This window comes from Streptomyces sp. NBC_00104 (assembly GCF_045160825.1).
In the GTDB taxonomy this organism is placed as follows: Bacteria; Actinomycetota; Actinomycetes; order Streptomycetales; family Streptomycetaceae; genus Streptomyces.
Genome location: NZ_CP108215.1, coordinates 6,249,196 through 6,273,211 on the forward strand (window position 1 = coordinate 6,249,196; position 24,016 = coordinate 6,273,211).

24 protein-coding genes are annotated in these 24,016 nt (G+C 70.7%); 12 read left to right on the plus strand and 12 right to left on the minus strand.

Annotated features, from left to right (window positions below):
- Positions 1–130: 130 nt before the first annotated feature.
- From OG272_RS27550 to OG272_RS27575, 6 genes are all read left to right on the plus strand, one after another.
- On the plus strand, positions 131–1,378 hold the full coding sequence (locus OG272_RS27550) for an acyltransferase (RefSeq protein ID WP_327732160.1): 1,248 nt from the start codon (positions 131–133) through the stop codon (positions 1,376–1,378).
- Positions 1,379–1,388: 10 nt separating this feature from the next.
- Positions 1,389–2,825 (plus strand): sensor histidine kinase, encoded by a 1,437-nt coding sequence (locus OG272_RS27555; RefSeq protein ID WP_327728466.1) that lies wholly within the window; start codon positions 1,389–1,391, stop codon positions 2,823–2,825.
- Entirely contained in the window at positions 2,822–3,496 is a 675-nt protein-coding gene (locus OG272_RS27560) for a response regulator transcription factor (protein ID WP_327728465.1), read from the plus strand. The genes OG272_RS27555 and OG272_RS27560 overlap by 4 nt, the downstream gene beginning before the upstream one ends.
- Positions 3,497–3,620: 124 nt before the next feature.
- Complete coding sequence (locus OG272_RS27565) at positions 3,621–4,973, plus strand: histidine kinase (RefSeq protein ID WP_326579724.1); 1,353 nt, start codon at positions 3,621–3,623, stop codon at positions 4,971–4,973.
- Positions 4,970–5,635 carry a response regulator transcription factor gene (locus tag OG272_RS27570; RefSeq protein WP_326579722.1) on the plus strand — a complete coding sequence of 222 codons (666 nt, stop codon included), beginning with the start codon at positions 4,970–4,972 and terminating at the stop codon, positions 5,633–5,635. The genes OG272_RS27565 and OG272_RS27570 overlap by 4 nt, the downstream gene beginning before the upstream one ends.
- Before the next feature lie 83 nt (positions 5,636–5,718).
- The gene (locus OG272_RS27575; RefSeq protein WP_327728464.1) at positions 5,719–6,936 is read left to right on the plus strand and encodes a cytochrome P450; all 1,218 of its coding nucleotides are present in this window, start codon (positions 5,719–5,721) and stop codon (positions 6,934–6,936) included.
- Here OG272_RS27575 and OG272_RS27580 read toward each other — a convergent pair.
- The 3 genes from OG272_RS27580 to OG272_RS27590 all read right to left on the minus strand — a co-directional run bounded on the left by OG272_RS27580 (position 6,919) and on the right by OG272_RS27590 (position 10,028).
- On the minus strand, positions 6,919–7,146 hold the full coding sequence (locus OG272_RS27580) for a hypothetical protein (RefSeq protein WP_326579719.1): 228 nt from the start codon (positions 7,144–7,146) through the stop codon (positions 6,919–6,921). The genes OG272_RS27575 and OG272_RS27580 overlap by 18 nt on opposite strands.
- Before the next feature lie 339 nt (positions 7,147–7,485).
- Positions 7,486–9,123: an ABC transporter permease gene (locus OG272_RS27585; protein WP_405895127.1), complete on the minus strand. Its 1,638-nt coding sequence runs from the start codon at positions 9,121–9,123 to the stop codon at positions 7,486–7,488.
- A complete protein-coding gene (locus OG272_RS27590; protein WP_326579716.1) occupies positions 9,120–10,028 on the minus strand; it encodes an ABC transporter ATP-binding protein in 909 nt (302 codons plus the stop codon). Before OG272_RS27590 ends, OG272_RS27585 begins: the two co-directional genes overlap by 4 nt.
- Before the next feature lie 124 nt (positions 10,029–10,152).
- Between OG272_RS27590 and OG272_RS27595 the strand changes: the two genes are divergently transcribed.
- Positions 10,153–10,698 (plus strand): MarR family transcriptional regulator, encoded by a 546-nt coding sequence (locus OG272_RS27595; protein WP_327728461.1) that lies wholly within the window; start codon positions 10,153–10,155, stop codon positions 10,696–10,698.
- Between the two features lie 102 nt (positions 10,699–10,800).
- Here OG272_RS27595 and OG272_RS27600 read toward each other — a convergent pair whose 3' ends face one another.
- Positions 10,801–11,286 carry a DNA-binding protein gene (locus tag OG272_RS27600; protein ID WP_327728460.1) on the minus strand — a complete coding sequence of 162 codons (486 nt, stop codon included), beginning with the start codon at positions 11,284–11,286 and terminating at the stop codon, positions 10,801–10,803.
- Between the two features lie 129 nt (positions 11,287–11,415).
- Between OG272_RS27600 and OG272_RS27605 the strand changes: the two genes are divergently transcribed.
- A complete protein-coding gene (locus OG272_RS27605; RefSeq protein WP_328223746.1) occupies positions 11,416–11,811 on the plus strand; it encodes a maleylpyruvate isomerase family mycothiol-dependent enzyme in 396 nt (131 codons plus the stop codon).
- 202 nt (positions 11,812–12,013) lie between these two features.
- On the opposite strand, the gene OG272_RS27610 is transcribed toward OG272_RS27605, so the two are convergent.
- Positions 12,014–12,226, minus strand: coding sequence for a hypothetical protein (locus OG272_RS27610; RefSeq protein WP_327728458.1), 213 nt, complete (start codon positions 12,224–12,226; stop codon positions 12,014–12,016).
- Between the two features lie 244 nt (positions 12,227–12,470).
- Positions 12,471–12,884, minus strand: coding sequence for an ATP-binding protein (locus tag OG272_RS27615; RefSeq protein WP_327728457.1), 414 nt, complete (start codon positions 12,882–12,884; stop codon positions 12,471–12,473).
- 179 nt (positions 12,885–13,063) lie between these two features.
- Here OG272_RS27615 and OG272_RS27620 point away from each other — a divergent pair, with 179 nt between their 5' ends.
- Together OG272_RS27620 and OG272_RS27625 are read left to right on the plus strand one after the other, a co-directional pair.
- Positions 13,064–13,933: a helix-turn-helix transcriptional regulator gene (locus tag OG272_RS27620; RefSeq protein WP_326579704.1), complete on the plus strand. Its 870-nt coding sequence runs from the start codon at positions 13,064–13,066 to the stop codon at positions 13,931–13,933.
- Positions 13,930–14,130 (plus strand): DUF397 domain-containing protein, encoded by a 201-nt coding sequence (locus OG272_RS27625; RefSeq protein ID WP_327728456.1) that lies wholly within the window; start codon positions 13,930–13,932, stop codon positions 14,128–14,130. Before OG272_RS27620 ends, OG272_RS27625 begins: the two co-directional genes overlap by 4 nt.
- A 119-nt stretch (positions 14,131–14,249) precedes the next feature.
- Here OG272_RS27625 and OG272_RS27630 read toward each other — a convergent pair whose 3' ends face one another.
- Complete coding sequence (locus tag OG272_RS27630) at positions 14,250–14,849, minus strand: hypothetical protein (protein ID WP_326579700.1); 600 nt, start codon at positions 14,847–14,849, stop codon at positions 14,250–14,252.
- A gap of 460 nt (positions 14,850–15,309) precedes the next feature.
- Positions 15,310–16,374, minus strand: coding sequence for a diacylglycerol kinase (locus OG272_RS27635; RefSeq protein WP_405895128.1), 1,065 nt, complete (start codon positions 16,372–16,374; stop codon positions 15,310–15,312).
- Between the two features lie 197 nt (positions 16,375–16,571).
- On the opposite strand from OG272_RS27635, the gene OG272_RS27640 reads away from it, so the two are divergent.
- Entirely contained in the window at positions 16,572–17,855 is a 1,284-nt protein-coding gene (locus OG272_RS27640) for an adenylosuccinate synthase (protein ID WP_326579696.1), read from the plus strand.
- 198 nt (positions 17,856–18,053) lie between these two features.
- Positions 18,054–18,347: a DUF3303 family protein gene (locus OG272_RS27645; RefSeq protein WP_326579694.1), complete on the plus strand. Its 294-nt coding sequence runs from the start codon at positions 18,054–18,056 to the stop codon at positions 18,345–18,347.
- A gap of 13 nt (positions 18,348–18,360) precedes the next feature.
- Here OG272_RS27645 and OG272_RS27650 read toward each other — a convergent pair whose 3' ends face one another.
- The 4 genes from OG272_RS27650 to OG272_RS27665 all read right to left on the minus strand — a co-directional run bounded on the left by OG272_RS27650 (position 18,361) and on the right by OG272_RS27665 (position 23,841).
- Entirely contained in the window at positions 18,361–19,011 is a 651-nt protein-coding gene (locus OG272_RS27650) for a hypothetical protein (protein WP_326579693.1), read from the minus strand.
- A gap of 98 nt (positions 19,012–19,109) precedes the next feature.
- The gene (locus OG272_RS27655; RefSeq protein ID WP_405895129.1) at positions 19,110–21,596 is read right to left on the minus strand and encodes a dolichyl-phosphate beta-glucosyltransferase; all 2,487 of its coding nucleotides are present in this window, start codon (positions 21,594–21,596) and stop codon (positions 19,110–19,112) included.
- Positions 21,593–22,291, minus strand: a complete 699-nt coding sequence (locus tag OG272_RS27660; RefSeq protein ID WP_326579690.1) for a GntR family transcriptional regulator — start codon at positions 22,289–22,291, stop codon at positions 21,593–21,595. Before OG272_RS27660 ends, OG272_RS27655 begins: the two co-directional genes overlap by 4 nt.
- A gap of 194 nt (positions 22,292–22,485) precedes the next feature.
- Entirely contained in the window at positions 22,486–23,841 is a 1,356-nt protein-coding gene (locus OG272_RS27665; RefSeq protein ID WP_327728453.1) for an aspartate aminotransferase family protein, read from the minus strand.
- Positions 23,842–24,016 lie beyond the last annotated feature (175 nt).

Here is a 24,016-nt window from a genome sequence, read left to right on the forward strand (position 1 = left end):
GCCACCCGCACCCGACCACGATTCCCGCACGGGCGGTGCGGGTGGGAAACCAAACCCGGCCGAAGGCCGACGGCACCCCCACGCACCCGCACGAACCCCACGCAACGCCCTACGCCGAGCCACCCACCACATCAACACCGCCACCCCACCCCACCGAGACCGCGCAGTGGACGCCCTCCGAGCCCTCGCCATACTCGGCATAATCCTGGGCCACTGGCTGGTAACCGCCCTGGTCGCGGACGGCAACACCCTCCACACCACCAGCCCCCTCCAACACATGCCCCAACTGGCCCCCATCTCCTGGCTCTTCCAGACCCTCGCCGTCTTCTTCCTGGTAGGCGGCCACGTAGCCACGAAGAGCTACACCTCGGCCCGAGCCCACGGCACCACGTACACCCCATGGCTCCGCACCCGCCTGACCCGCCTGTTCCTCCCGGTCGCCGCCCTCCTGACCCTCTGGACCGCGATCACGATCACCCTCCTGGCCACAGGCACCCGCATCGACACGGTCCACACCCTGCTGAAACTGGCCCTGTCCCCGCTGTGGTTCCTCCTGGTCTTCGCAGCCCTGACGGCGGCAACCCCACTCCTGACCCGCCTCAACCCGCTCTGGCCGCTGGCCGTCGTCCTCCACGTGGACCTCATCCGCTTCGGCCTCGGCGGCCCCGAGGGCCTCGGCTGGATCAATCTGGCCGCCGGCTGGATGGTCCCGTACACCCTGGGCGCGGCCTGGACCCGGGGCGAACTGGAGCGCCTCCGCGCGGGCTGGACCCTGCTGGTGTCCGGCACGGCGGCGACGGCGGCCCTGATCCTCTGGGCCGGTTATCCGGCGTCGATGGTCGGTGTCCCCGGCGCACGGATCTCCAACCTGAACCCACCCACCCTGGCCGCTGTCACCTTCGGCCTGGCCCAGTGCGGCCTGGCCCTCCTGCTGCGCGGCCCCCTCCGCCGCACCCTGCGGCGCAGGCCGATGGCCTGGGCGGCGGTGGCCCTGGTCAACCTCTCCGCGATGACCGTGTTCCTCTGGCACCAGACGGCGATGATGGCGACGACCGCCACCGGCCTGTCGGCGGGCCGCCTCCCCGGCCTGCACACCCTCCCCGACGACCTGACCTGGGTGGCGGCCCGCCTCGCCTGGCTCCCGGTCTTCACCCTCGCCCTCCTGCTCTGCCGGTCAGCGTTCCACGGCTACGAGAACCACCGCCCGAGGAAAACCCCACGACCGAAGCCCTCACGACAGAAGCCCTTGCGACCGAAGACCTCACCACCGCAGGCTTCACGACCGAAGGCCTCACCACCGAAGGCCTCTTGGCCGATACGCCCCCGAACCAGCCCCCAACAGCCGAACACGCCAACCCCGTCGGCACGCCATGCCTAGGCTGATGCGAATGAGTGCGGTGGAGAAGCGGCTGACCAGAGGACTACGGCTGCTGCGCGAGGACCTGTGGAGCGCCAAGCCCCACCCGCTGCCACCCTCCGCCCGGCTGCGCCGACTCCCGCACGGCCTGGTCGTCCTCGTCGCGGGCCTCACCATGCTCGGAAACCTCGACGAGATGGGTGAGACCTATCAACTGGGCGCGCAGTACGGGCTGTTGTGCTCGCTGGCGCAGGCGGCAGCGGTGGTGCTCGCTCTCTGGTGGCCGGTACCGGCGTGGTGGGCCTCCACGGTCGTCACGACCGTCGTGGCTCTCGGTGTCCGAGCCCGGCTGTTCACCGAGCAGACCGTCCGTGACTCCCGCTCCGTGCACCCCGAAGTCACCGACGGCCTCACCACACCCCTTCCCCAGGGCACGATCGACACCAACGTGCCCTGGCCATGGAGCCCGATGGGGCTGATCGCCCACGCGACCATCCTCTTCCTTCTCGCCCTGCGGCTGCCCAACCGCGTGGTGATCGCGGTGCTGGTGCTGACCACGCTGGGCACCTTCGCCCTGCAGGGTCTCGCCGGCTCCCATGCGTACGCGTCGACGAGCCCGCTGGCCCTCGCCTTCTTCGTCGGTGCCGTCCTCCTCGGCAGCGCCCTGCGCGGCCGCCGCGAGGCCCGTACCCAACTCGTCGAGCAGACCAGCATCACCGCCGAGGAGCGCGCCCGCCGCACCCTCCTGGAGGAGCGCAGCCGCATCGCCCGCGAGCTGCACGACGTGGTCGCCCACCACATGTCGGTGATCTCCATCCAGGCCCAGGTCGCCCCGCACCTGGTGGAAAACCCGTCCGAGGAGTTGAAGGAGAACCTCCACGGCATCCGGCAGAACGCGCTGGAGGCCCTCACCGAACTCCGCCGCGTCCTCGGCGTACTGCGCTCCGAGAACCCACCGGACGCGGACCCCGACGACCCGCACGGGATAGCGGCCGCGGCCGAGGGCACCGCCCCGCACGCCCCGCAGCCCACCCTGGACCGTCTCGACGCGCTCATCGACAACACCCGCGCGGCCGGCCTGGCCGTCGTCACCGAGATCCACGGGGAGGAGAGGCCGCTGCCGCCGGGCGTGGAGCTGTCGGCGTACCGGATAGTGCAGGAGGCCCTCAGCAACGCCCTGCGGCACGCGCCCGGGTCGACCGTTCGGGTGGAGCTCACCCACTTCCCGCGCGGTCTGCAGGTACGGGTCATCAACTCCCGTCCCGCCCGCGAGGCCCCGCCGTCCCTGGGCGCCGGCCACGGGCTCCTCGGCATGCGTGAGCGTGCCGCGATGCTGGGTGGCACGCTCATGGCGACCGAGACCTCCCACGGCGGTTTCGCCGTCGTGGCCTTCCTCCCCCGCAACGGCGACCCCGGCGGCGAGCCCTCGGAGCTCGCACCGGACACGACAGGAGAACAGAGTCCATGACGAGCAGCACCATCCGCGTACTGATCGCCGACGACCAGCAGATGGTCCGGCAGGGCTTCTCGGTGCTGCTCAACACCCAGCCCGACATCGACGTCGTCGGCCAGGCGGTGCACGGCCTCGACGCGATCGACAAGGTCACCGAACTCGCCCCGGACGTCGTCCTGATGGACATCCGCATGCCCGAGCTCGGCGGCATCGAGGCCACCCACCGCATCACCACCGAGCACCCGCACATCAGAGTCCTCGTCCTCACCACCTTCGACCTCGACGAGTACGTCTACGAGGCCCTGCGCGCCGGCGCGTCCGGCTTCCTCCTCAAGGACGCCTCCGCCGACCAGCTCGCCGAGGCGGTACGGGTCATCGCGGCGGGCGACGCGCTGCTCGCACCCGGCATCACCCGCCGCCTCATCGCCGAGTTCTCCCGCCTCGGCACCACACCCCGTGCCCCCCTCAAGGCTCGCGTCGGTGATCTGACGGAGCGGGAGACCGAGGTGCTCAGCCTGATCGCGCAGGGCCTGTCCAACGCCGAGATCGCCCAGCGTCTCGTCGTCGCCGAACAGACCGTGAAGACCCACGTGGGCCGCATCCTGGTCAAACTGGGCCTCCGCGACCGCACCCAGGCCGCGGTCTTCGCCTACGAATCGGGCCTGGTCCGCCCCACGGGCTACTGAACGGACGCCACCGGCGGATCCACGGACGCCGCCCACGCCCTACCCGTAGTACCTGAGACGGACCCGGGCAGACCCTCCTCACAGGTGACGACGGCGCACCCGCCCTCCGCCTACCGTTTTCAACGTGACCGAGACGACCCAGACGCAGACGATGACGATGCCCTCGCGCGGCGGGGGCAAGCCGAGCAGCCCGGAATTCCGGGTGGCGATGGACGCGTGGCGCAGGCTGCGGCAGGACCTGTTCCACGACGCGTTCGCCTACCTGCCGATGCCCCCGATGAAGATGGACGGCCTGTTCACCAGCCGGCTGTCCGGCCGCCTCCGCGAGTACGTGGCCTGGGCCCCGCACGCGGCGGTGGTGGCCGCCGGTCTGCTGTCGATGGCCATCGCCGCGTCCTCCAGCGACGACGGCGGGTCCGCCGCGACGGTGTCCGCCGTCTTCGCCCTGATCCCGGTCCTGCTGACCTTGGTCAGGCCCGTGGCGGCCTTCTGGGCGTCCATGATCGCGACCCCCCTGACAGGGGCGTTCAGCGACATGTGGGACGACTGGCCGTGGGCAGCCGGCAGCTTCGCGGCCCACCTCGTGGTGATGACGGTCGTGGCACTGCGCACCCGGCCGCGCATAGCCGCCTGGATGTGGGGCCTGACCGCGGCGTACGGGATGTTCGTGGAAAGCACCCTCGGCATGGGCCACTACTCGTCGAACTCGGGCCCGCTCCTCGTCATCTCCGCCATGACCCTGCTGGCCGCCTCCGCCCTGACCATACGCCGCACGGCCCAGCGCGAGGTGACCGCGCAGCAGACGGTGACCGAGCACGAGCGCTCCAAGCGCACCCTCCTCGAAGAGCGCACCACGATCGCCCGCGAGCTGCACGACGTGGTCGCCCACCACATGTCGGTCGTCGCCATCCAGGCCGAGGCCGCGCCCTACCGCGTGGAGAACCCGCCGCCGGAGCTGGAGCAGGCCTTCGCCACGATCCGGGAGAACGCGGTGGCGGCGCTCACCGAGCTGCGCCGCGTCCTCGGAGTGGTCCGCGCCGAGGACTACGAGGCCCCGGACGCCCCGCAGCCCACCCTCGCCGACCTCGACGGCCTGCTCGCCAACGTGCGGGAGGCAGGTCTCACGGTCGACAAGGCGGTCACCGGAGCGGTCCGCGAACTCCCGCAGGGCGTGGAACTGTCGGCGTACCGCATAGTGCAGGAAGCCCTCAGCAACACCCTGCGGCACGCACCGGGAGCGACGGCCCGCGTGGAGATCGGCTACGTCCTGGGCGGTCTCGGCCTGCGCATAGTCAACGGCCCGCGCCCGGAGGCGACCCTGGTGAAGACCACCCACGGAGCCGGTCACGGCCTCACCGGCATGCGCGAGCGCGTCACGATGCTGAACGGCGAGATGACGACGGGCGAGACGGAGGACGGAGGATACGAGGTGACGGTGTTCCTGCCGGTGTCCAGCGCGAGCGAGGCCGACGCATGACGATCCGCGTGCTGATCGCCGACGACCAGATGATGGTCCGCGAGGGCTTCTCCGTGCTGCTCGGCGCCATGCCGGACATCGAGGTGGTCGGCGAGGCGGTGAACGGCCGGGACGCGGTCGACCGGGTCCGGGAGCTGTCGCCGGACGTCGTCCTGATGGACATCCGGATGCCCGAGCTGAACGGCATCGAGGCCACCCGGGAGATCGTGGCGTCGGACGGCGGGGCGAAGGTGCTGGTCCTGACCACGTTCGACCTCGACGAGTACGTGTACCAGGCGCTGCGCGCGGGAGCCTCCGGCTTCCTCCTCAAGGACGCTTCCGCCCGCCAACTGGCCGACGGTGTCAGGGTGGTGGCCGCCGGCGAGGCACTTCTCGCCCCGTCCGTCACCAAGCGTCTGATCACGGAGTTCTCCAAGCTGGCCCAGTCTCCCCGCCCCTCGGCGGCCACCCAGCTGGCATACGGCGAACTCACCGACCGCGAGACCGAGGTCCTGGTCCTCATCGCCCAGGGCCTGTCCAACTCGGAGATGGCCGAGCGTCTGGTGGTCGCCGAGTCCACGATCAAGACCCATGTGAGCCGGGTCCTGGTGAAGCTGGGCCTGCGCGACCGTACCCAGGCGGCCGTGTTCGCCTACGAGGCCCGGCTGGTCACGCCCGGCTGACGGGAGCCGCGGCAGCCGCTTTGCCGAGGTCACGCGCCGGTCCCCCCTGTTCAGGCGGTCCGCTCGCGGGTTAGCGTCCGGTCATGGCACCTGCTTCCGACCTCGCTTTCGACCCGTGGGACCCCGACTTCGTGGCCGACCCGTACCCGGCGTACGCGGAGCTGCGGGCCCGGGGCCGAGTGCAGTACTACGAGCCCACGAACCAGTGGCTCGTCCCGCACCACGCGGACGTCTCGGCGTTGCTGCGGGACCGGCGGCTCGGGCGGACGTACCAGCACAGGTTCACGCACGAGGACTTCGCCCGCAGCGCACCGCCGGCGGAGCACGAGCCCTTCCACACGCTGAACGACCACGGGATGCTCGACCTGGAGCCCCCGGACCACACGCGCATCCGGCGGCTGGTGTCGAAGGCGTTCACCCCACGCACCGTGGAGCGGCTGAAGCCGTACGTGGAGGAGCTGGCCGGTGACCTGGTGGCCGGGCTGGTGGAAGCCGGCGGGGGTGACCTGCTGACGGATGTCGCCGAGCCGCTTCCGGTGGCGGTGATCGCCGAGATGCTCGGTGTCCCCGAGTCGGACCGGGCACCGCTGCGGCCCTGGTCGGCGGACATCTGCGGGATGTACGAGCTGAGCCCGTCGGAGGAGACGGCGAAGCGGGCGGTGCGGGCGTCGGTGGAGTTCTCGGAGTATCTGCGGGAGCTGATCGCGCACCGTCGGGCGGAGCCCGGCGAGGACCTGATCTCGGGCCTGATCGCCGCGTACGACGAGGGCGAACGTCTCACCGAGCAGGAGATGATCTCGACCTGTGTGCTACTGCTGAACGCGGGCCACGAGGCGACGGTGAACGCCACGGTGAACGGCTGGTGGGCGCTGTTCCGGAACCCGGAGCAGTTGGCGTCCCTGCGGGCGGACCACTCGCTGGTGCCTGCGGCGGTGGAGGAGCTGATGCGGTACGACACCCCGCTGCAGCTCTTCGAGCGCTGGGTGCTGGACGACATCGAGATCGACGGGACGACGGTTCCGCGGGGCGCGGAGATCGCGATGCTGTTCGGCTCCGCGAACCATGACCCGGCCGTGTTCACCGACCCCGGGAAGCTGGACCTCACCCGCGAGGAGAACCCGCACATCTCCTTCAGCGCGGGCATCCACTACTGCATCGGCGCCCCCCTCGCCCGGATCGAACTGGCGGCCTCGATGACGGCGCTCCTGGACCAGGCACCCACCCTCGCCCTCGCCACCGAGCCGACCCGGAAGCCGAACTTCGTGATCCGGGGCCTCGACGGCCTATCCGTCCAGATCTGAGGAGCCCTCCCCGCCCGGCCCCGGCCCCCTTCGCCGGGCCGACAGCAGCGCGATCAGCAGGCAGACGGCGGCCGGGAGGGCGGCTCCGGCCAGGGCGACGAAGGGGAGCTCGGTGGCGAGGACGGTGTAGTCCATGCCCTCACCCTCGAAGCCGCCCTGGAGATGGCGTTGGGTGCGGTCAGAGGTGCTCCACGCGAGCGTCGCGGCCACCGCACCCACCCCGGACAGCGCACACCCACCACACCCCAACGCACTCTCCCGATCCAACCCCCGCCCCCTCGTCCCGCCCCGCCCTGCCATCCCGGGCTACTCCGGTCGACCCATGACCGCAGGGACGCGCCCGAGTCCCGCCATGGTTCTCCCGCCCGGAGAGACACGGCCCGGCTTCGGGCAACGGGCCGCCACGTCTCGGCGCCACCAACCGCCCCTCGCCGCCCAGCACCCCGCGCCCCGCCGTCCCCCTGATCCTCCGAAGCCGCTCCGCCGCTCCGCCGCTCCGCCGCTCCGCCGCTCCGCCGACCCCCAGCCCACCGGCCCCCCACCCCACCCTCAGCTGCTCACATCCCGCCGCCGCAGCCCCGCCAGACCGCCTGCCACCAGCACCATCGCGAGCCCGGTCAGTACCAGCACCGGCGTCCACTCCATCTCCCCGCCCGGCAGCTTCGGGAGGTGGCCGAAGGGGGAGAGGTCGAGGAGGGCTTGGGGGGCGTTGAGCGCGGGGCCGATCCAGCCGATGAGGAGGACCGCGCCGGCGAGGCCCCAGGCAGCACCCGCCGCTCGGGGGGTGAGCCCGTAGAGCAGGACGGCCGTGCCGCCGATGACCCACACCCCGGCGACCTGGACGAGGCACGCGCCCAGGATCGGGCCGGCCTCCTTGCCGTAGCCGAGGGTGAAGCCGAGACCGGCGAGGAGCATGATCCACACCGTGCCGCCGAAGGCGACGACCAGGTGTCCGGCGGCCCAGCGGAGCCGGCCCACGGCGTTCGCGAGGAGCGGTTCGGCGCGCCCGGAGGTCTCCTCGCCGTGCAGGCGTAGGACAGCGCTGACGATGTACAGCGCGGCGACCAGGCCGAGCATGCCGATCATCGAGGCGAGGAAGGCGTTCGTCAGGCCGGACTGGCCGCCCATGCGTTCGAAGATCTCGCGGGCGCCCTCGTTGTCGCCGACGAAGTCGGCCGTGCCCTCGGTCAGGCCGCCGTAGACGACCCCGGCGAGGAAGAAGCCGATGCTCCAGCCGAGGACGCTGCCGCGCTGGAGCCGCCAGGCCAGGGCGCCGGCCGTACCCAGTCGGCCGGCCGCGGGGCCGGGCCGGGTCGGCAGGAAGCTCATGCCGACATCGCGGCGCCCGGCGAGTTCGTACGCCACCGCGCCCTGGATCGCCGTCGCCGCCACGAACAGCAGCAGCACCCACCACCGCTCATCCGCGAAGGAACGCTCGTTCTCCAGCCACCCCAGCGGTGACGCCCACGTCAAGAAAGACGAACCGTCGTTCTCGGAAGCGTCGCCCGCCGCCCGCAGCACGAACGCCGCCCCCAGCACCCCCGCCGTCAGCCCCCGCGCCAGCCGAGCGCTCTCCGTCAGCTGCGCGACGACCGCCGCCATCGTCGCGAACACCATCCCGACACCCGCGATCCCCAGCCCGAAGGCCAGCGCACTGACCGCGCCCTCCCCGGCCAGTCCGAGCGTGACGAGCGATGCCAGCCCGCCGTTCGCGATCGCCGCCGTCAGCAGAGCGGCGGTCAAGGACGCCCGGCGCCCCACCATCCCCGAGGCGACCAGTTCCTGACGGCCGCTCTCCTCCTCGTCGCGGGTGTGGCGGATGACGACGAGGAGGCTCATGACGGCGGCGAGGAGACCGGCGTAGACGCCGACGCGCCAGGCGGTCAGGGCGCCGAGGGAGTCGTCGAAGACGGGGCCGACCAGGGCGCGCAGCGACGAGTTCGTGGTCATCTGGCGCATGAGGTCGGCGCGTTCGGCGGCGGTGCCGTACAGGCTCTTCAGGCTGTTCGGCATGGAGAGGACCATCAGCCCGGTCACCGCGACCCAGACCGGGACCATCACGCGGTCGCGGCGCAGGGCGAACCGCAACAGGGTTCCCGTACCGGCCAGTTGACGGGTCCCGCCGGACCGTACGGCGAAGGCGTTCGTGGCGGCGGGGCCGGTGTCCGTGTCGGCGGTGGTGGTCATCGCGCGACCACCTCTCCCGCCTGGTAGTGCCGCAGGAACAGCTCTTCCAGGGTCGGGGGCGTGGAGGTCAGGGACCGTACGCCGGACCCGGTCAGGGAGAGCAGGACGGCGTTGAGTTTGTCGGTGTCGACCTGGAGGCGGACGCGGTTGCCCTGGACGTCGAGGTCGTGGACGCCGGGGAGACCGGCCAGGCCGCCCGGCGGGCCGGCGAGTTCGGCGGTGACGGTGGTGCGGGTCAGGTGGCGCAGGTCGGCGAGCGAGCCGCTCTCGACGGTCACGCCCTTGCGGATGATGCTCACCCGGTCGCACAGTTCCTCGACCTCGCTGAGGATGTGGGACGACAGCAGGACTGTACGGCCCCGGTCGCGCTCCTCGCGTACGCAGCGCTGGAAGACCTCCTCCATCAGCGGATCCAGACCGGAGGTCGGTTCGTCCAGGATGAGGAGGTCCACGTCGGAGGCGAAGGCGGCGACGAGGGCGACCTTCTGGCGGTTGCCCTTCGAGTAGGTGCGGCCCTTCTTGGTGGGGTCCAGTTCGAACCGTTCGATCAGCTCCGCGCGGCGCCCGGCGTCCAGCCCTCCCCGCAGCCGGCCGTACAGGTCGATGACCTCGCCGCCGGAGAGGTTGCGCCACAGGGTCACGTCGCCCGGTACGTACGCGATCCGGCGGTGCACCTCCACCGCGTCCGTCCACGGGTCGCGGCCCAGTACCCGCGCGGCGCCCGAGTCGGCGCGCAGCAGGCCGAGCAGGACGCGGATGGTGGTGGACTTCCCGGCGCCGTTGGGGCCGAGGAAGCCGTGGACCTCGCCGGTCTCGACGGTCAGGTCGAGGCCGTCCAGCGCGTGGGTCCGTCCGAAGGACTTGTGCAGTCCGGATACCTCAAGGGCGGGGTGGGCCTTCGTCATGCTTCAGAAAGTACGCTTGCTTCAGAAATTTGTGAAGTTAAGGAAGCGTATGAATCGCCGGTAGACTCGGCGGTGGTGTCTGACCAGGGGATATCGCGGGGATACCGAGGGAGTTGATCCAGGGATGACGGATTCGAAGGCCGGAGCGAAGGCCGGGGCGAAGGCCGAAGCGAAGGCCGGAGCGGCGACCGTGGGACGCGACCCGGAGTCGGTCTCCCGTTTCGTCGAGGGCTTCGCGGCGCAGCTCGTCGAGGCCGGGGTGCCGCGCATGCCGGCCCGCGTCTTCGCCGCGCTCCTCGCCTCCGACACCGGCGCGCTGACCTCCGTCGAGCTGGGCGAACAGCTCCGGATCAGCCCGGCGGCCGTCTCCGGCGCGGTCCGCTATCTCGCCCAGGTGCACCTGGTGTCACGCGAACGCGAGCCCGGTTCGCGCCGCGAGCGCTACCGCGTCCACAGCGACCAGTGGTACGAGGCGCTCACCAACCGCGAGGCCATCATCAAGCGCTGGGAGGAAGCGTTGCGTGAGGGCGTCACCAGCCTGGGCGCCGACAGCCCGGCGGGCCGCCGACTCTCCGAGACCCTCGCCTTCTTCGAGTTCATCGAGAAAGAGGTCGAGGCGATGATGGGCCGCTGGCGCGTCCACCGCGAGGAGCTGTTCGGCGGGGGCTGACCGGCGACCGCGGACCGCTGACCGCTGACCGCGGACCGGCGACCGCGGACCGGCGACCGCTGACCGGTGGCCGTGGACCGGCGACCGGCCGCCGGGGATGCGCTACTCGCCGGCTCCCTCCGCCCCCTCCGCCCCCTCTGCCTTCTCCGTCTTCTCCGTCTTTTCGGTCCCCGGCTCCGTGCGGCTCGCCAGGCGCTCGTAGCGCTGCCTCGCCGCCTGGGGAGTTTGGAGGCCGAGTCCGAAGGCGATCTCCGGCCAGGTCATGCCGCGACCTCGGGCCATGTCGAGGAGGCCGACCTCCAGTTCGTCCATCTCGCCACGGGCGAGGGGGATGAGGGTCAGCGCGGCGGTGATGTCGGCGCGGTCGATCTCCGGTTCGCCGTCGTCGAGGAGGGCGGCACCGCTGAGCAGATACGAGACCAGCCTGATCGCCTCGTGCGGACCGAGCACATGGGGGTGGACCTGGCGGCGACGCTGCCCGTCCGTGGCCGCGTGCCGCTCGGCGATGCGGAAGAGGGACGTGTAGACGCGCTGGGCGCGCGCCTCGTCCGCGCTCGGGGGCGTGAAGGGATCGGTGGGTGAGGGCATGCAGCCAGCATGTGGATGCAAACACTTTGTTGTCAACGAATTATTCACAGCCGTCCTGATCTTCTCGGTGGACACGGCTCGACGCCCTGACCCATGATCCCCGCATGATCCGTACCGCCACCGTGAACGATGTCGCCGACATCAGCGACGTACGACGGCGGCGTCGCCGAGCGCAACGCGATCATCGAGACCACGGCCGGCCGTAGCGCCGCCGAACACCGGGCCGAACTCGCCGCGAACACCGCCCGGTTGGAGGCGGCCTGGGCGGAGGCGGGCGAGACGGACCGGAGCCGCCCGGTCACCTTCCGGGACGCGGACCTCGCCGCGACGGTCCGGGCACGGTGGCGCGAGGTGTGGATCCACATGGTCGACCTGGAACTCGGCGTACGGCCGGACGACTGGCCCGAGGAACTGGCCGCTGACGTCATCGACTTCCTCCTCTGCCGTTTGCCTGCGGGCACCCGCCTGCGCCCCGAGGACGTGCCTCACCAGTGGACCGCCGGTGACGGCGCAGCCGTCCGGTGATCACCGGACGGCTGCGCGACCTTGCGGCATGGCTCGCCGGACGCGTGCCCTCGGTCCCACCCGTGGCGCCGGGGGGACTCCCCGCGCTCGGCCCCTGGCCGCCCCACCCGCCACAGCGAGCGGACCGGCCCTGATCCCGGCGGCCTACCGACGGCCGCTCTCGTCCCGATGTCCCGCCCGGCCGACGCGATAGGGCAAGGGCTCAGTCCGAGGCGTTCCGCCGCGCCGCTCCCGCCGCCTTCCTGGCCGCGCGGTGCCGCTTGGCCAGCCGCATCGAGTGCAGGCACGAGACACCGTCCCTCCGGCACGCGTCCACGCAGGCCACGGCATGGTCCAGCCAGTCGCTGAACGTCGCCAGGACGGCGTCGGAGGGCGGGGCGGAGCCCCCTGCTCGTTTCGTCGATTCGTCGGTCATGCCGTACGTCCCTCCCCCAGGTACGCCGTGACATACGCCCGCACGAGGCCTCCCTCGTCTCCTTCATCCACGTGTGGACCATCCATGAATACGGAGCGTACGGGCGCCGCTCTCATCGACCGCCTCTCCCAGCAGGGTTCGCGTGGCGGGAACGGCAACCACCGGCCGTACGTGGCCCGATACCGTTCCGCCCGGGCAGCCCAACGCCGCCACCGCCCGCGGTACGGGCTCAGCACCGCCGAGCTCACCGTGCCCGCCCCGGGATCACGAAGTACGCCCACACACACTTGGTGAACGGCCGTGCTTCGTGGCCCCACCGTTCGGAGAGCGCGTCGACCATCACGAGTCCGCGACCGCCGTCCCGTTCGGCGTCCCCGCCCCGCAACGCCGGCACCTTTCCCTTGTCCGGGTCCGACACCTCGACCAGTAAGCCGCATCCCCGGACCGACATCACCACCTCCACCTCCGCGAGCGTCACCCGACAGTGCCGGACCGCGTTCGTCACCAACTCCGTGGCCACGGTGGCGACGTCATGGGCGAGTTCACCGTCGAGCGCCCAGTCCTTGAGGATCCGCCGCACGCGGGCGCGGGCCTCGGGGACGTGTCTTCCGTGCTTGGGGATACGGAAGGAGTCGCGACGTGGGGTGAGAGCGGGCATGGCGAATAGACCCCCTGACATGCGGCCAAGTTCACGCCCTGTAGCGGTGCGTGCACAGAGAGATTAGATCCTCAATCGCGGAAGGTTGCAACTGGAAGAACCTCATGCATGCGATTTTTTCTTCGTGAGGTAGACGGCGCACCCTAGAGTTGAAGCGGTTCAGACCGAGAGGGGATGCGATGCCCGCAGGGGGACGGCCGACGGTGCGCAGTAGGCGGCTCGGTGCCGCGCTCAAGCGGTACCGACAGGCCGCCAAGCTCGACCAGTTGGCGGCGGCTGAGGTGCTCGGGGTGGATCCGGCCCGCGTCAGCCGCATAGAGAGCGGGCTCGTGACGGCGCGCATCCTGGAGATCCGCGTGCTGCTGAACGCCTACGGCGAGGACGATCCGGAAGTCCGCAGCAAGCTGGAGGACTTGGCCAAGAGGTCGAAGCACCGTGGCTGGTGGCTCGAACACGCGGCTCACCTGCGGCCGGACTACCTCGACCACATCTCGCTTGAGGATGACGCGACTTACATCCGGACGTGGGCGCAGGCGCTGATTCCTGGACTCCTGCAGACGTCGGCCTATGCGGAGGCCGTCATCACGTCGGGGCCCAACTACGTTGCTCCGGAACGAGTGGCGCAACTGGTCAAGGTGCGCGAGGCTCGGCAGGCGAAGATCGAGGAGGGTGGGGCGGCGTACACGGCCATCATCTGGGAGCCGGTGATCATTCACCCGCTGGTGAGCGTCGGCATTCACCAGGAGCAACTGGCCAAGATTCTCGAAGTCGGCCGGCGGAAGAACGTGACCGTGCAAGTCCTGCCCTTGAGTGCCGGAACACTCGCGGGGGAGATCTCCGCTTTCGCGTCCTTCAGTTTCGACGCGGAGCCGATTGTGGAAGCCGTGACGCTGGAGAACCTGCGGGGGACCTCGATCCTCGAAGCCCCCGAAGACCTCGCGGCTTACACGCTCGCCTTCGACCAACTACGATCGGCAGCGCTGGCACCGGACGCGAGCGCGCAGCTCATTCGGCGCGCAGGCGAGAGAATCAAGGACGATGCGTCGTGACCCCTGAGCTCATAGGCCCCTTCCGGAAGTCCTCGTACTCCGGACAGCAGGGTGACTGCGTCGAGGTCGGCGCAACAAGCACCGGCGGCCGAGTCATCCGCGACAGCAAGAACCCGCACGGCCCTCTCCTGTACATCTCGCCCGCCGGATGGCGCGCTTTTCTCGGCGCCGTCGCCGGGACGGCCGTGCCGCGCTGACTAACATGGAAAAGGTCATCCCGTAGGGATACCCCCATGCCGGAACCCCGGCTCGATTACGGCGAGCCGGGGTTTCCGATACGTGGGTATTCCGGGGTGTGCGCTTGCCCTCTCGGTTATCACCAGTGGCCGTTTTCGACGACGCGGAAGCTGCCGATGAGGAGCTGTCCCTCCCGGTCCCCTTCGACCGCGCTGCTGGAACTGTGCGGTCCGACCGTGGCGACGGGAGCCCCGTTGTCGCAGGTGATTCCGTTGAAGAATTCGACGGTCTTGTCGCTGTCGTTCCGGATGTTGAAGCTGCTGGCGCCCTGCTGACCTCGGCCCTGGTTCTGGTTCTGGTTCGGGTTCTGGCCCTGCCCGCGGCGCACGTTGACCACGGCGATGCAGGACCCCGGCTCGGCGCCGTACACGCGCTCGTTGACCTGAATCTGGCCCTCGTCCCGGCGGTGCTCGCCACGACCCGCGCCGCGGCCCTCGTTGCCCTTCCGGGGACCGTTGTAGCTGTCCGACGAACCCGCGTCGGCCGGGGCGTTGGCGACGTTCGAGCCGGCGCTGGTGCCCGTGCCGTTGCCGCCGCGGGGTGCCGGGGCGGCGTCGGTGATGGCCGAAGCGGACTTGGGGGCCGACTCCAGGGCGGAGCTGGCGTAGGTGACACCGGTGGCGGCCGCGACTGCCACGCCGACGGAGGCGGCGATCACTGTGATCTTACGAGTGCGCAATGCACTTCCCCTTCTCTTCGTTCTCGTCGACAGGACCTGCCGACGAGAACGAACGTAATGACGGCCATTTCCGCTGTCATTTCGAGGAGGTTCGGAGCAGTGTGAAAATAGGTCCGAACGGCCGCATGAATTGTCGCCCCGGAGAGTGACGATCGGCGCGCCTGACGCCTCATCAAAATACGTCAATGAGCTGGTACTTTGATTCGAGGAGAGCGCCCGTTCGGAACGCGCTGACATATCGTCACCCTGTTGGACGTGCCGTGAGCGGCCTCAGGTCTGAGCGACCGTCAGATCGACGCGCGGTCAAGAGGGGCTGACGGCGCCTCAAGAATCCCTCGACCGCGACGAATACGCGATGCGTGCCGATGCGTCCCGTCGCGTGAATTCCGCGCCGGGAAATGATCGACAGCGGCGTGTCGCGTGCTGCCACGGGCTCCGCCGGGTCTACCGTGGTCGGCCCTCACCTCGGCAGCGTCAGCCCCCAGGCACCCGCCCGTACCGTCCACGTCCGCGTTCGTACCGGTCCCGACACCAGGGAGTCCGCCCGGTAGCGGAAGTCCGCGCCGGACACGGTCACCCGGTGGCCGACCGCGTGCAGCGTGGCCGCCTCGGCGCCCACGCACACCGGCCGGATCTCGACGTCGGCGCCGCCGTCGAGGCCGGGCGTGATGGACACGGTCTCCACGGGCTGGTCGAGGTCGACGAGCATCACCCCGTCCACCTCCACCCGCAGCCGTGAGGGCCCGGCGCCGCCCCCGGCGGCGACGCGTATGCGTGACGGACGCAGCGGACGGGACATCCGGGCGGGCCGCGCCGGCCGCGTCGACAGCGTACGGGCGAGGGACTGCGGCCAGGCGCGCAGCCAGAAGTGCTGGCCGGGCGACCCGCCGTCGTCGGCCGACGCGCCCCCGGCCCGCGCTTTCCGGCCCGTTGCCCTGCCATCGCCCCTGCCGTCGCCCGTGCCGTCGCCCGTGCCGTCGCCCGTGCCGTCGCCCGTGCCGTCGTGCGTCCCCGGGCCCGTTCCTCCGTCCAGCCCCGGGTGGGCGTCCGCCGCCATCCCCGGCTCGTCCGCCGGATCGGGCGGAGGAGCACCCGGCAGGGCCGGGATGCGCAGCGCGCCCAGCACCACCCCGTCGCTGTCGTCGACGAGCAGATCCAGCCGTCGCTCGACACCGTCGAGGGCGGCGCGGGCCGCCGCGACCGCGCCGGTGGGCACGCCGAGGGAGTGGGCGAGACCCAGGGCGGAGCCCACGGGGATCATGGAGAGGGGGCAGGAGGCCAGCTCCCGCTGCCGATGCAGAAGAGCCACCGCCCGCAGCAGCGCGCGGTCGTCGCCGATCACCACCGGCCGCCGCGAACCGCGCCGCGAGAGCGCTCGCGCGAATTCCTCGGGCCCGGCGGGAAGGCATACTTTCGTACTTGCCGCACCCGCGCTGAGCACGTCTTTCGCGATCCGTACGGCCTCGCCGTCCGTGTGACGGGCGAGGGGGTCGATGACCACGAGGAGCTGGTCGGGAGTCGCCACCTCGGTCCTGCCTCGCTTCCTCGGGTAGCATCTTTGTGCAAGAGCCCCTTGCGCTATTGCGCCAGGGGCTTCGTCTATTCCGGGGCATCCGGGTCCTACAGGTGCGACCAACGGCGGTCGCGGTGCACGCGGCGGATATGAGCCACCGCGTACGCCCCCGACCTTGGACATGCCCCGCCCGGAAGGGGTGTACGCGCGTGCCCGCACTTGTGCTGCTCGGTGCTCAGTGGGGTGACGAAGGCAAGGGAAAGGCGACGGACCTGCTAGGTGGGTCCGTCGACTATGTGGTGCGCTACCAGGGCGGCAACAACGCCGGCCACACGGTAGTCGTGGGCGATCAGAAGTACGCCCTGCACCTCCTCCCTTCCGGAATCCTCACACCTGAATGCACTCCGGTCATCGGCAACGGCGTCGTCGTCGACCCGTCGGTCCTGTTCTCCGAGCTGAACGGGCTGAACGAGCGAGGCGTCGACACGTCCAAGCTCCTGATCAGCGGCAACGCTCACATCATCACGCCGTACAACGTGACCCTCGACAAGGTCACCGAGCGCTTCCTCGGCAAGCGCAAGATCGGCACGACGGGGCGGGGCATCGGCCCGACCTACGCGGACAAGATCAACCGTGTCGGTATCCGCGTCCAGGACCTGTACGACGAGTCGATCCTGACGCAGAAGGTCGAGGCGGCCCTCGACGTCAAGAACCAGGTCCTCACCAAGCTCTTCAACCGCCGGGCCATCTCCACCGACCAGGTCGTCGAGGAACTGCTCGTCTACGCCGACAGGCTGGCGCCGTACGTCGCCGACACGGTCCTGGTCCTCAACCAGGCCCTCGAAGACGACAAGGTGGTCCTCTTCGAGGGCGGCCAGGGCACCCTGCTGGACATCGACCACGGCACGTATCCCTTCGTGACGTCGTCGAACCCGACCGCCGGTGGTGCCTGCACCGGTGCGGGCGTCGGTCCGACGAAGATCAGCCGGGTCATCGGCATCCTCAAGGCGTACACGACCCGTGTCGGCGCCGGCCCGTTCCCCACCGAGCTCTTCGACGAGGACGGCGAGGCGCTGCGCCGTATCGGCCACGAGAGGGGCGTCACCACCGGCCGCGACCGCCGCTGCGGCTGGTTCGACGCGGTCATCGCCCGCTACGCGACCCGCGTGAACGGCCTGACGGACTTCTTCCTCACCAAGCTCGACGTCCTCACCGGCTGGGAGCAGATCCCGGTCTGTGTCGCGTACGAGATCGACGGCAAGCGTGTCGAGGAACTTCCGTACTCGCAGTCCGACTTCCACCACGCGAAGCCGATCTACGAGACCCTGCCGGGCTGGTCCGAGGACATCACGTCGGCGAAGTCCTTCTCCGACCTGCCGAAGAACGCCCAGGCGTACGTCAAGGCGCTGGAGGAGATGTCCGGCGCCCCGATCTCCGCGATCGGCGTGGGCCCGGGCCGCGACGAGACGATCGAGATCAACTCGTTCGTCTAGCGGTTCGGACAGGTGGCGACGTACAACGGGCACCGTACAAAACGGGCAACGTACAACGGGCCGGGCGCGCGCAGGCGTGCCCGGCCCGGTCCGGTCCGTGCCGGGCGTCGGGCTCGCCGGGTCGAGCGCGACCACCGGGCCTATCCTGAGAGGGTGCGCGATCTGCGCATATCGGACGATCCGAGGAAGGTGAGTGCGATGCGCGTTCTGTTCAAAGCACGCTTCGACACGGAGAAGTCGAACGAGGCCATCCGCAACGGCACCCTGGGGAAGCTGATGCAGGCCTCCATGGAGCAGATCAAGCCGGAGGCGGCCTACTTCACCACCGACAACGGGCAGCGCACCTGTTACATGGTCTTCGACATGCAGGACAGCTCGCAGATGCCGGTGATCGCCGAACCGTTCTTCCTCGACATGGGCGCCGACGTCACCTACACCCCGGTCATGAACCCCGAGGAGCTGCAGAAGGGCCTCTCGGCGCTGGGCCGCTGAGCGCCGAAGGTCCTCAGCTGAACACGATCATCGAACCCTGCGCCAGACTTCGGGTCGCCGCCGCGTGCAGGCCCAGCCAGACATGGCGTTCGCGGGCGAAGGGGCTCGGATCGTAGGGCGCCGGGACGGCCGGTTCCTCCAACTCCGTGGGTGCGACCGGTGCTTCGGGGGGCGCCGGCGGGTTCGCCGGGTCGATGCCGATGGCCGGGGCCACGAACTCCAGTTCCCTCAGCAGCCCTTGGGCGGAGCCCAGGGGGCCGCCCCCGGCGAGCAGTTCGTCGCTGGAGAGGGGCTGCGGGAAGTCGACGGGGACGTAGGCGCCCGCGTGGTCGTAGTGCCAGACCAGGTGCGACTGCTGGGCCGTGCCCTCGAACATCTCCAGCAACTGCTCGTAGTCGCCGCCCAGCGCGTCCACCGGGGTCACCTCCAGACCGCACACCTGGAGCAGATAGGCCCGGCGCAGGAAGTGCAGCGCGTCGTAGTCGAAGCCCGCGACCGGGGCGACCTCCCCGGTCAGCCCCGGCATGTACTGGTACACCGGAACCGGTGGCAGCCCGGCCTCACCCAGCAGCTTGTTGTAGAGCGCGAGTTCCTCGGCGAAGGGGTTGTCGGGCGTGTGGCACAGCACGTCGACGAGCGGGACCAGCCAGAGGTCACAGGCCAAAGGAGAACTCCTCGGTCATCCGGCACGCACACGCACGGTAGGGATACGTTCGCGTACGGCACACAGTGGTCAGGGAAGCGTAGTCGCTGAGGGCGCCTTCAGTCCCCCTCGTGCAGGTCCCATACCCACACACCGCCCACCCACTTACCGGGTCGCCCGACCAGCTTGTCCACGGCCTCCCGCAACTGCTGGTCGTACGGCTGCGGACGCAGGACCAGGGCGCCCGCGTGCCAGTACGCGAAGTCCTTCTGGGCCTGGGCCCGCCAGTTCACGCCGATCACCGGGACCTTGCCGGTGTAGCGGACGTCACGCAGCAGGTTGGAGGTGTGGCGGGGGACGGCGCCGTAGATGCCGACGCGGTCCTCGCCGAACGGGCCGTTGAAGTAGCCGCCGGGCATCCGGAAGCCGAAGCCGGCCGTGGTCTGCCAGCGCAGCGCCTCCGCGTTGCCCGGGTCCGGCAGCGGCACGGGCACCAGGGTCTCGCCGGCCCCGACCCCGGTGTCGGTGTCGGTGTCGGTGTCGGTGTTGATGTACGACTTCCACGTGCCGTCCGCGATGAACGCCGGGACCTCGGCGCGCTCCACCGACTTCAGCGGGGCCGGGACGATCGGCAGCAGGGCGAGGGTGACGGCCATGAAGCCGACGTACCGCGTGCCGAGGCCCGGCACGGCGGCGAGCCGTTCGCAGGCGATCGCCAGCAGCATGCCGAGGACCGGGGCGCAGACCATCGCCACCCGGCCCTCGATGACCGACTCGAACAGCGGCTTCTCGGCGAGCAGCGCCCACGGGCCGGGCAGCACCAGATCCGTCTGCGGAAGACGGAACTCCGGGCCGAGGGAGAGCAGTGCCGCGCCGAACGCGGTGACGGCGAGCGCCTTCACCAGGGGGCGCTCCCACAGGCGTACGACGATGCCGAGGGCCAGGAGGACCAGGGGCCAGCCGTAGAAGGCGTTCTGCTCGGTGGGGTTGAGGGAGAGCGCGTCCGCCCGGTCGTGGTCGCCCGCGAGGAGCGAGCGCTCGGCGAAGGACAGCAGGGCGAGCGGACTGTTGCCCGCGTTGTCGCCGTGCGCGATGTTCCCGTAGCTCTGCGGGCCGAAGAACTGCCAGGAGAGGGGTAAGGCGACCAGGGGGAGGGCCACGAGGGTCGCGATGCCCAGCCCTCTGAGGAGCGGGCGCCAGACGTCGCGGGCCACGTCCCGGCGCAGGAGGCCGTAGGCGGCGGCGAACATCAGCATGCCCATCGCGGCGAGAAGGAGTGGTTCCTCGCCGAGGAAGATCTGGTAGGCCGCCATCAGGCCGAGGACGATCCCGTCCCGCCGGGTCCGGGCGCCCGTGCACAGGCGCAGCGCCCGGTCGACGATCAGCGGAATCATGAACAGGACGACGAAGTTCGGGTGCGCGTTGGCGTGGCTGACCATCGGCGGCGCGAAGGCCGCGAGGGCCGCTCCGGCGAAGGCCGCGCCCCGGTGCCGTACCACTCTTCTGACGATCAGCCAGTACCAGGCGGCGGCTGTGGCGGCGAGGCCCAGGGTCATCACGAGGGCGAGTGTGACGGCGGGTCCCAGGGCGAGCGTGACGGGCGCGAAGGGGACCGACAGGCCCAGCATGACCGTGTTGGCCATCAGGTTCACGCCGTCGGGGAAGCCCTGGAAGGTGGTGAAGAGCGGGTTGCGGAGGTGGACGAGGTTGTCGGCCGTGACCGCGAAGAACCACTCCCACTGGTTCTGGTCCTGGAGGGAGTCGGGGAGGTAGCGGCCGTTCGGGTCGAGCCAGCGGCCGATATGGAGGGCCACCGACATCAGCAGGAAGAAGGTGACGGCGAAGGCGTCGGCGGGGCGGACGGACCGGGCCCGCAGGACGGCGAGTTCGCCCAGGACCCGGGCGTAGTCGTGCGGCCGGATCTTGGAGCCGGGCTGGTGGGACCAGCGGACGGGGACCTCGACGACGGGCCAGCCGCTGCGCCGGAAGTACCGCAGTATCTCCACGTCGATGCCGAACCCGTTGAGGCGGGAGGCGGCGAAGGCCTCGCGGGCGCGGTCGCCGTCGAACAGCTTGAAGCCGCACTGGGTGTCGCGGATGCCGGGCACCGCGACCCCGCGTATCAGGAAGTTCCCCGCCCGCCCGAGCGCCTCGCGCAGCCGGTGCTGATGGCGCTCGATGAGCGCGCCGGGCGCCTCGCGCGAGCCGATCGCGGCCGTGTGCCCGTCGGACAGCGCCTTGTCGAGCCGCTCCAACTCGTCGATGGGCGCGGCGAGATCGGCGTCCGTGAGCAGGACCCGGCGGCCGTGGGAGGCGAGGACGCCGAGCCGCAGGGCGTGGCCCTTGCCCCGGTTGCGGGGCCCGCCGGAGACGAGCTGGACCCGGGCGTCGCGGGCGGTGACGGCGGCCACCACCTCGGCCGTACCGTCCGTCGACCCGTCGTCGACGACGATGACCTCCCAGCGCGCGGCGGCCTCGGTCGCCGCGAGGTGATCGATGATCGCGTCGAGCGTCGGAGCGAGACGGTCCTCCTCGTTGTAGGCGGGGACGACGACGGAGAGGTCGACGCTCAACTTCGCGCCGCCCGCCTTCGGGGTCGTGCTCATCCGTCCGCCAGGCGTTCCACCAGGCTCAGGGACCGCTCGTCGTAACCGGCGATGATCTCCTGCGCGGTCTGCGCGTCCCGGCGGGAGAGGGCGTCGACGAGCTCGGTGTGGTCGGCCCACAGCCGGCCCTTGAGATCGTCGGCCGCGTCGTCCTCCTGGCGCAGGTGCTGGACCGCGCACACCCAGGCCTGCACCCGCAGCCGGTGCAGGAAGTCGGTGAGGTACGGGTTGCCGAACAGGGCGCTCAGCTCGCGCCAGAACCGCAGGTCGTAGCCGATCAGGATGTCCAGGTCCCCGGCGGTGGCGGCCCGCCGCGCCTCCTCGCCGCGCCGCCGGACCCCGGCGAGCGCGGCGGCCGTACGGGGGTCGACCTTGCGGTCGCCGAGCTGCCGGAACATGCCGTGGGTGACCAGGACGCGGGCCTCGACCATGTTCCGGTAGTCGGCCACCGAGTACGCGTGGACCTCGAAACCCCGGTGCTGCACGGCGTCCAGCAGCCCCTGCGCGGACAGATCGACCAGGGCCTCACGCACGGGCGTCGCCGAGACCCCGTACTGCTCGGCGATCTCCTTGACCGTGAACTCCTGCCCCGGCTTGAGTCTGCCGGCCAGCACCTCGTCACGGAGCGCGTCCGCGAGCTGCTGCCGCAGGGTGCTGCGGGTCACGGCGCCATTGCCGCCGCCGGTGCCGGGCATCGTGGTCTGGGTCCCCCATCCGCGTACGCGTACGCATCCTGTGCGTGCTCTCCGATGTCTCTTACGAGCACGTCACCTTACGCGTTCGGGTTCCGGAGAGGTTTTCGCCCTTCTGCTCGGCACGGCGGCGGGTCCCGCGGGGAAAACGCGGGGAAATAGCGGGGGGACCGGGGGGCACGGGGAGGACTACGGCCTCATACCGTGTGTTCGTCCGCGACGGACAGGGCCGCGTCCAGGGCGGCGAGGCCCTCCTTGGCCTCGGCCTCCGTGATGGTGCACGGGGGGACGACGTGGGTCCGGTTCATGTTGATGAAGGGCCAGAGACCGTTCGCCTTGGCGGCGGCGCCGAAGGCGAGCATGGGCGCGTTGGCCTCGCCGGCCGCGTTGTAGGGGACGAGGGGCTCGCGGGTCTCCTTGTCCTTCACCAGCTCCAGCGCCCAGAACATGCCCGTGCCGCGCACCTCGCCCACGCAGGGGTGCCGCTCGGCCAGTTCGCGCAGGGCGGGCTCGATGACCGAGGCGCCGAGGGTGGCCGCGTTCTCGACGACCCCCTCCTCCGCCATGACGCCGATCGTCGCGACGGCGGCGGCGCAGGCCAGCGGGTGGCCGGAGTACGTGAGACCGCCGGGGTAGGGGCGCCGGGCGAAGGTCTCGGCGATGGCCGGGGAGATGGCCACGCCGCCGAGGGGGACGTAACCGGAGTTCACGCCCTTGGCGAAGGTCATCAGGTCGGGCACGACGTCGAAGAGGTCGGCGGCGAACCAGGTGCCCGTCCGTCCGAAGCCCGCCATCACCTCGTCCAGGACGAAGACGATCCCGTACTTGTCGCAGAGCTCCCGGACCCCGGCCAGATAGCCCGGCGGCGGAACCATGATCCCGGCCGTGCCCGGGACGCTCTCCAGGATGATCGCGGCGATCGTCGACGGCCCCTCGAAGGTGATCGTCGTCTCCAGGTGCTCCAGCGCGCGGGCGCACTCCTGCTCCTGCGTCTCCGCGTGGAAGCGGGACCGGTAGAGGAAGGGCGCCCAGAAGCGCACGACCCCGGCCGTGCCGGTGTCGGAGGCCCAGCGGCGCGGGTCGCCCGTGAGGTTGACGGCCTGCTGGGTGCCGCCGTGGTACGAGCGGTACGCGGCCAGCACCTTGGGACGGCCGGTGTGCAGCCGGGCCATGCGGACGGCGTGCTCGACCGCGTCGGCGCCGCCGTTGGTGAAGAAGATCTTGTCCAGGTCGCCGGGGGTGCGCTCCGCGATCAGCCGGGCCGCCTCCGAGCGGGCCTCGATCGCGAACGCCGGGGCGAACGTCGTCATCGTCGCCGCCTGCGCCTGGATCGCCGCGACGACCTTCGGGTGCTGGTAGCCGATGTTCGTGTAGACGAGGCCGCTGGAGAAGTCGAGGTAGCGGTTGCCGTCGTAGTCCCAGAAGTACGAGCCCTCCGCACCGGCGACGGCGAGCGGGTCGATGAGTTCCTGCGCGGACCAGGAGTGGAACACGTGCGCACGGTCCGCGGCCTTCACCGCGGCGCCGGCCTGGGGGTTTGGCTGAGGGGTCATGGAGTGAGGCTAGGGGGTGGCTGTGGGGGGAGGGCACGGGCGATTTGTATGCGTGCGGCCGTCCGAGCACGACAGTGTGTCGCCCCCGCGAGGGGCTGCGCCGCTGCGTGGGGCGCCTGCGAGCTCGGGGATGCGTGTGGTCTGGCGGGTGCGGGTCCGGTGGGGGCCGGTCGCG

Coding starts and splice junctions, on each gene's coding strand:
- OG272_RS27555 (WP_327728466.1), top strand. CDS start 1,389: ATGAGTGCGGTGGAGAAGCGGCTGACCAGAGGACTACGGCTGCTGCGC.
- OG272_RS27560 (WP_327728465.1), top strand. CDS start 2,822: ATGACGAGCAGCACCATCCGCGTACTGATCGCCGACGACCAGCAGATG.
- OG272_RS27570 (WP_326579722.1), top strand. CDS start 4,970: ATGACGATCCGCGTGCTGATCGCCGACGACCAGATGATGGTCCGCGAG.
- OG272_RS27575 (WP_327728464.1), top strand. CDS start 5,719: ATGGCACCTGCTTCCGACCTCGCTTTCGACCCGTGGGACCCCGACTTC.
- OG272_RS27585 (WP_405895127.1), bottom strand. CDS start 9,123: ATGACCACCACCGCCGACACGGACACCGGCCCCGCCGCCACGAACGCC.
- OG272_RS27590 (WP_326579716.1), bottom strand. CDS start 10,028: ATGACGAAGGCCCACCCCGCCCTTGAGGTATCCGGACTGCACAAGTCC.
- OG272_RS27595 (WP_327728461.1), top strand. CDS start 10,153: ATGACGGATTCGAAGGCCGGAGCGAAGGCCGGGGCGAAGGCCGAAGCG.
- OG272_RS27600 (WP_327728460.1), bottom strand. CDS start 11,286: ATGCCCTCACCCACCGATCCCTTCACGCCCCCGAGCGCGGACGAGGCG.
- OG272_RS27605 (WP_328223746.1), top strand. CDS start 11,416: ATGTCGCCGACATCAGCGACGTACGACGGCGGCGTCGCCGAGCGCAAC.
- OG272_RS27610 (WP_327728458.1), bottom strand. CDS start 12,226: ATGACCGACGAATCGACGAAACGAGCAGGGGGCTCCGCCCCGCCCTCC.
- OG272_RS27615 (WP_327728457.1), bottom strand. CDS start 12,884: ATGCCCGCTCTCACCCCACGTCGCGACTCCTTCCGTATCCCCAAGCAC.
- OG272_RS27620 (WP_326579704.1), top strand. CDS start 13,064: ATGCCCGCAGGGGGACGGCCGACGGTGCGCAGTAGGCGGCTCGGTGCC.
- OG272_RS27645 (WP_326579694.1), top strand. CDS start 18,054: ATGCGCGTTCTGTTCAAAGCACGCTTCGACACGGAGAAGTCGAACGAG.
- OG272_RS27655 (WP_405895129.1), bottom strand. CDS start 21,596: ATGAGCACGACCCCGAAGGCGGGCGGCGCGAAGTTGAGCGTCGACCTC.
- OG272_RS27660 (WP_326579690.1), bottom strand. CDS start 22,291: ATGCCCGGCACCGGCGGCGGCAATGGCGCCGTGACCCGCAGCACCCTG.
- OG272_RS27665 (WP_327728453.1), bottom strand. CDS start 23,841: ATGACCCCTCAGCCAAACCCCCAGGCCGGCGCCGCGGTGAAGGCCGCG.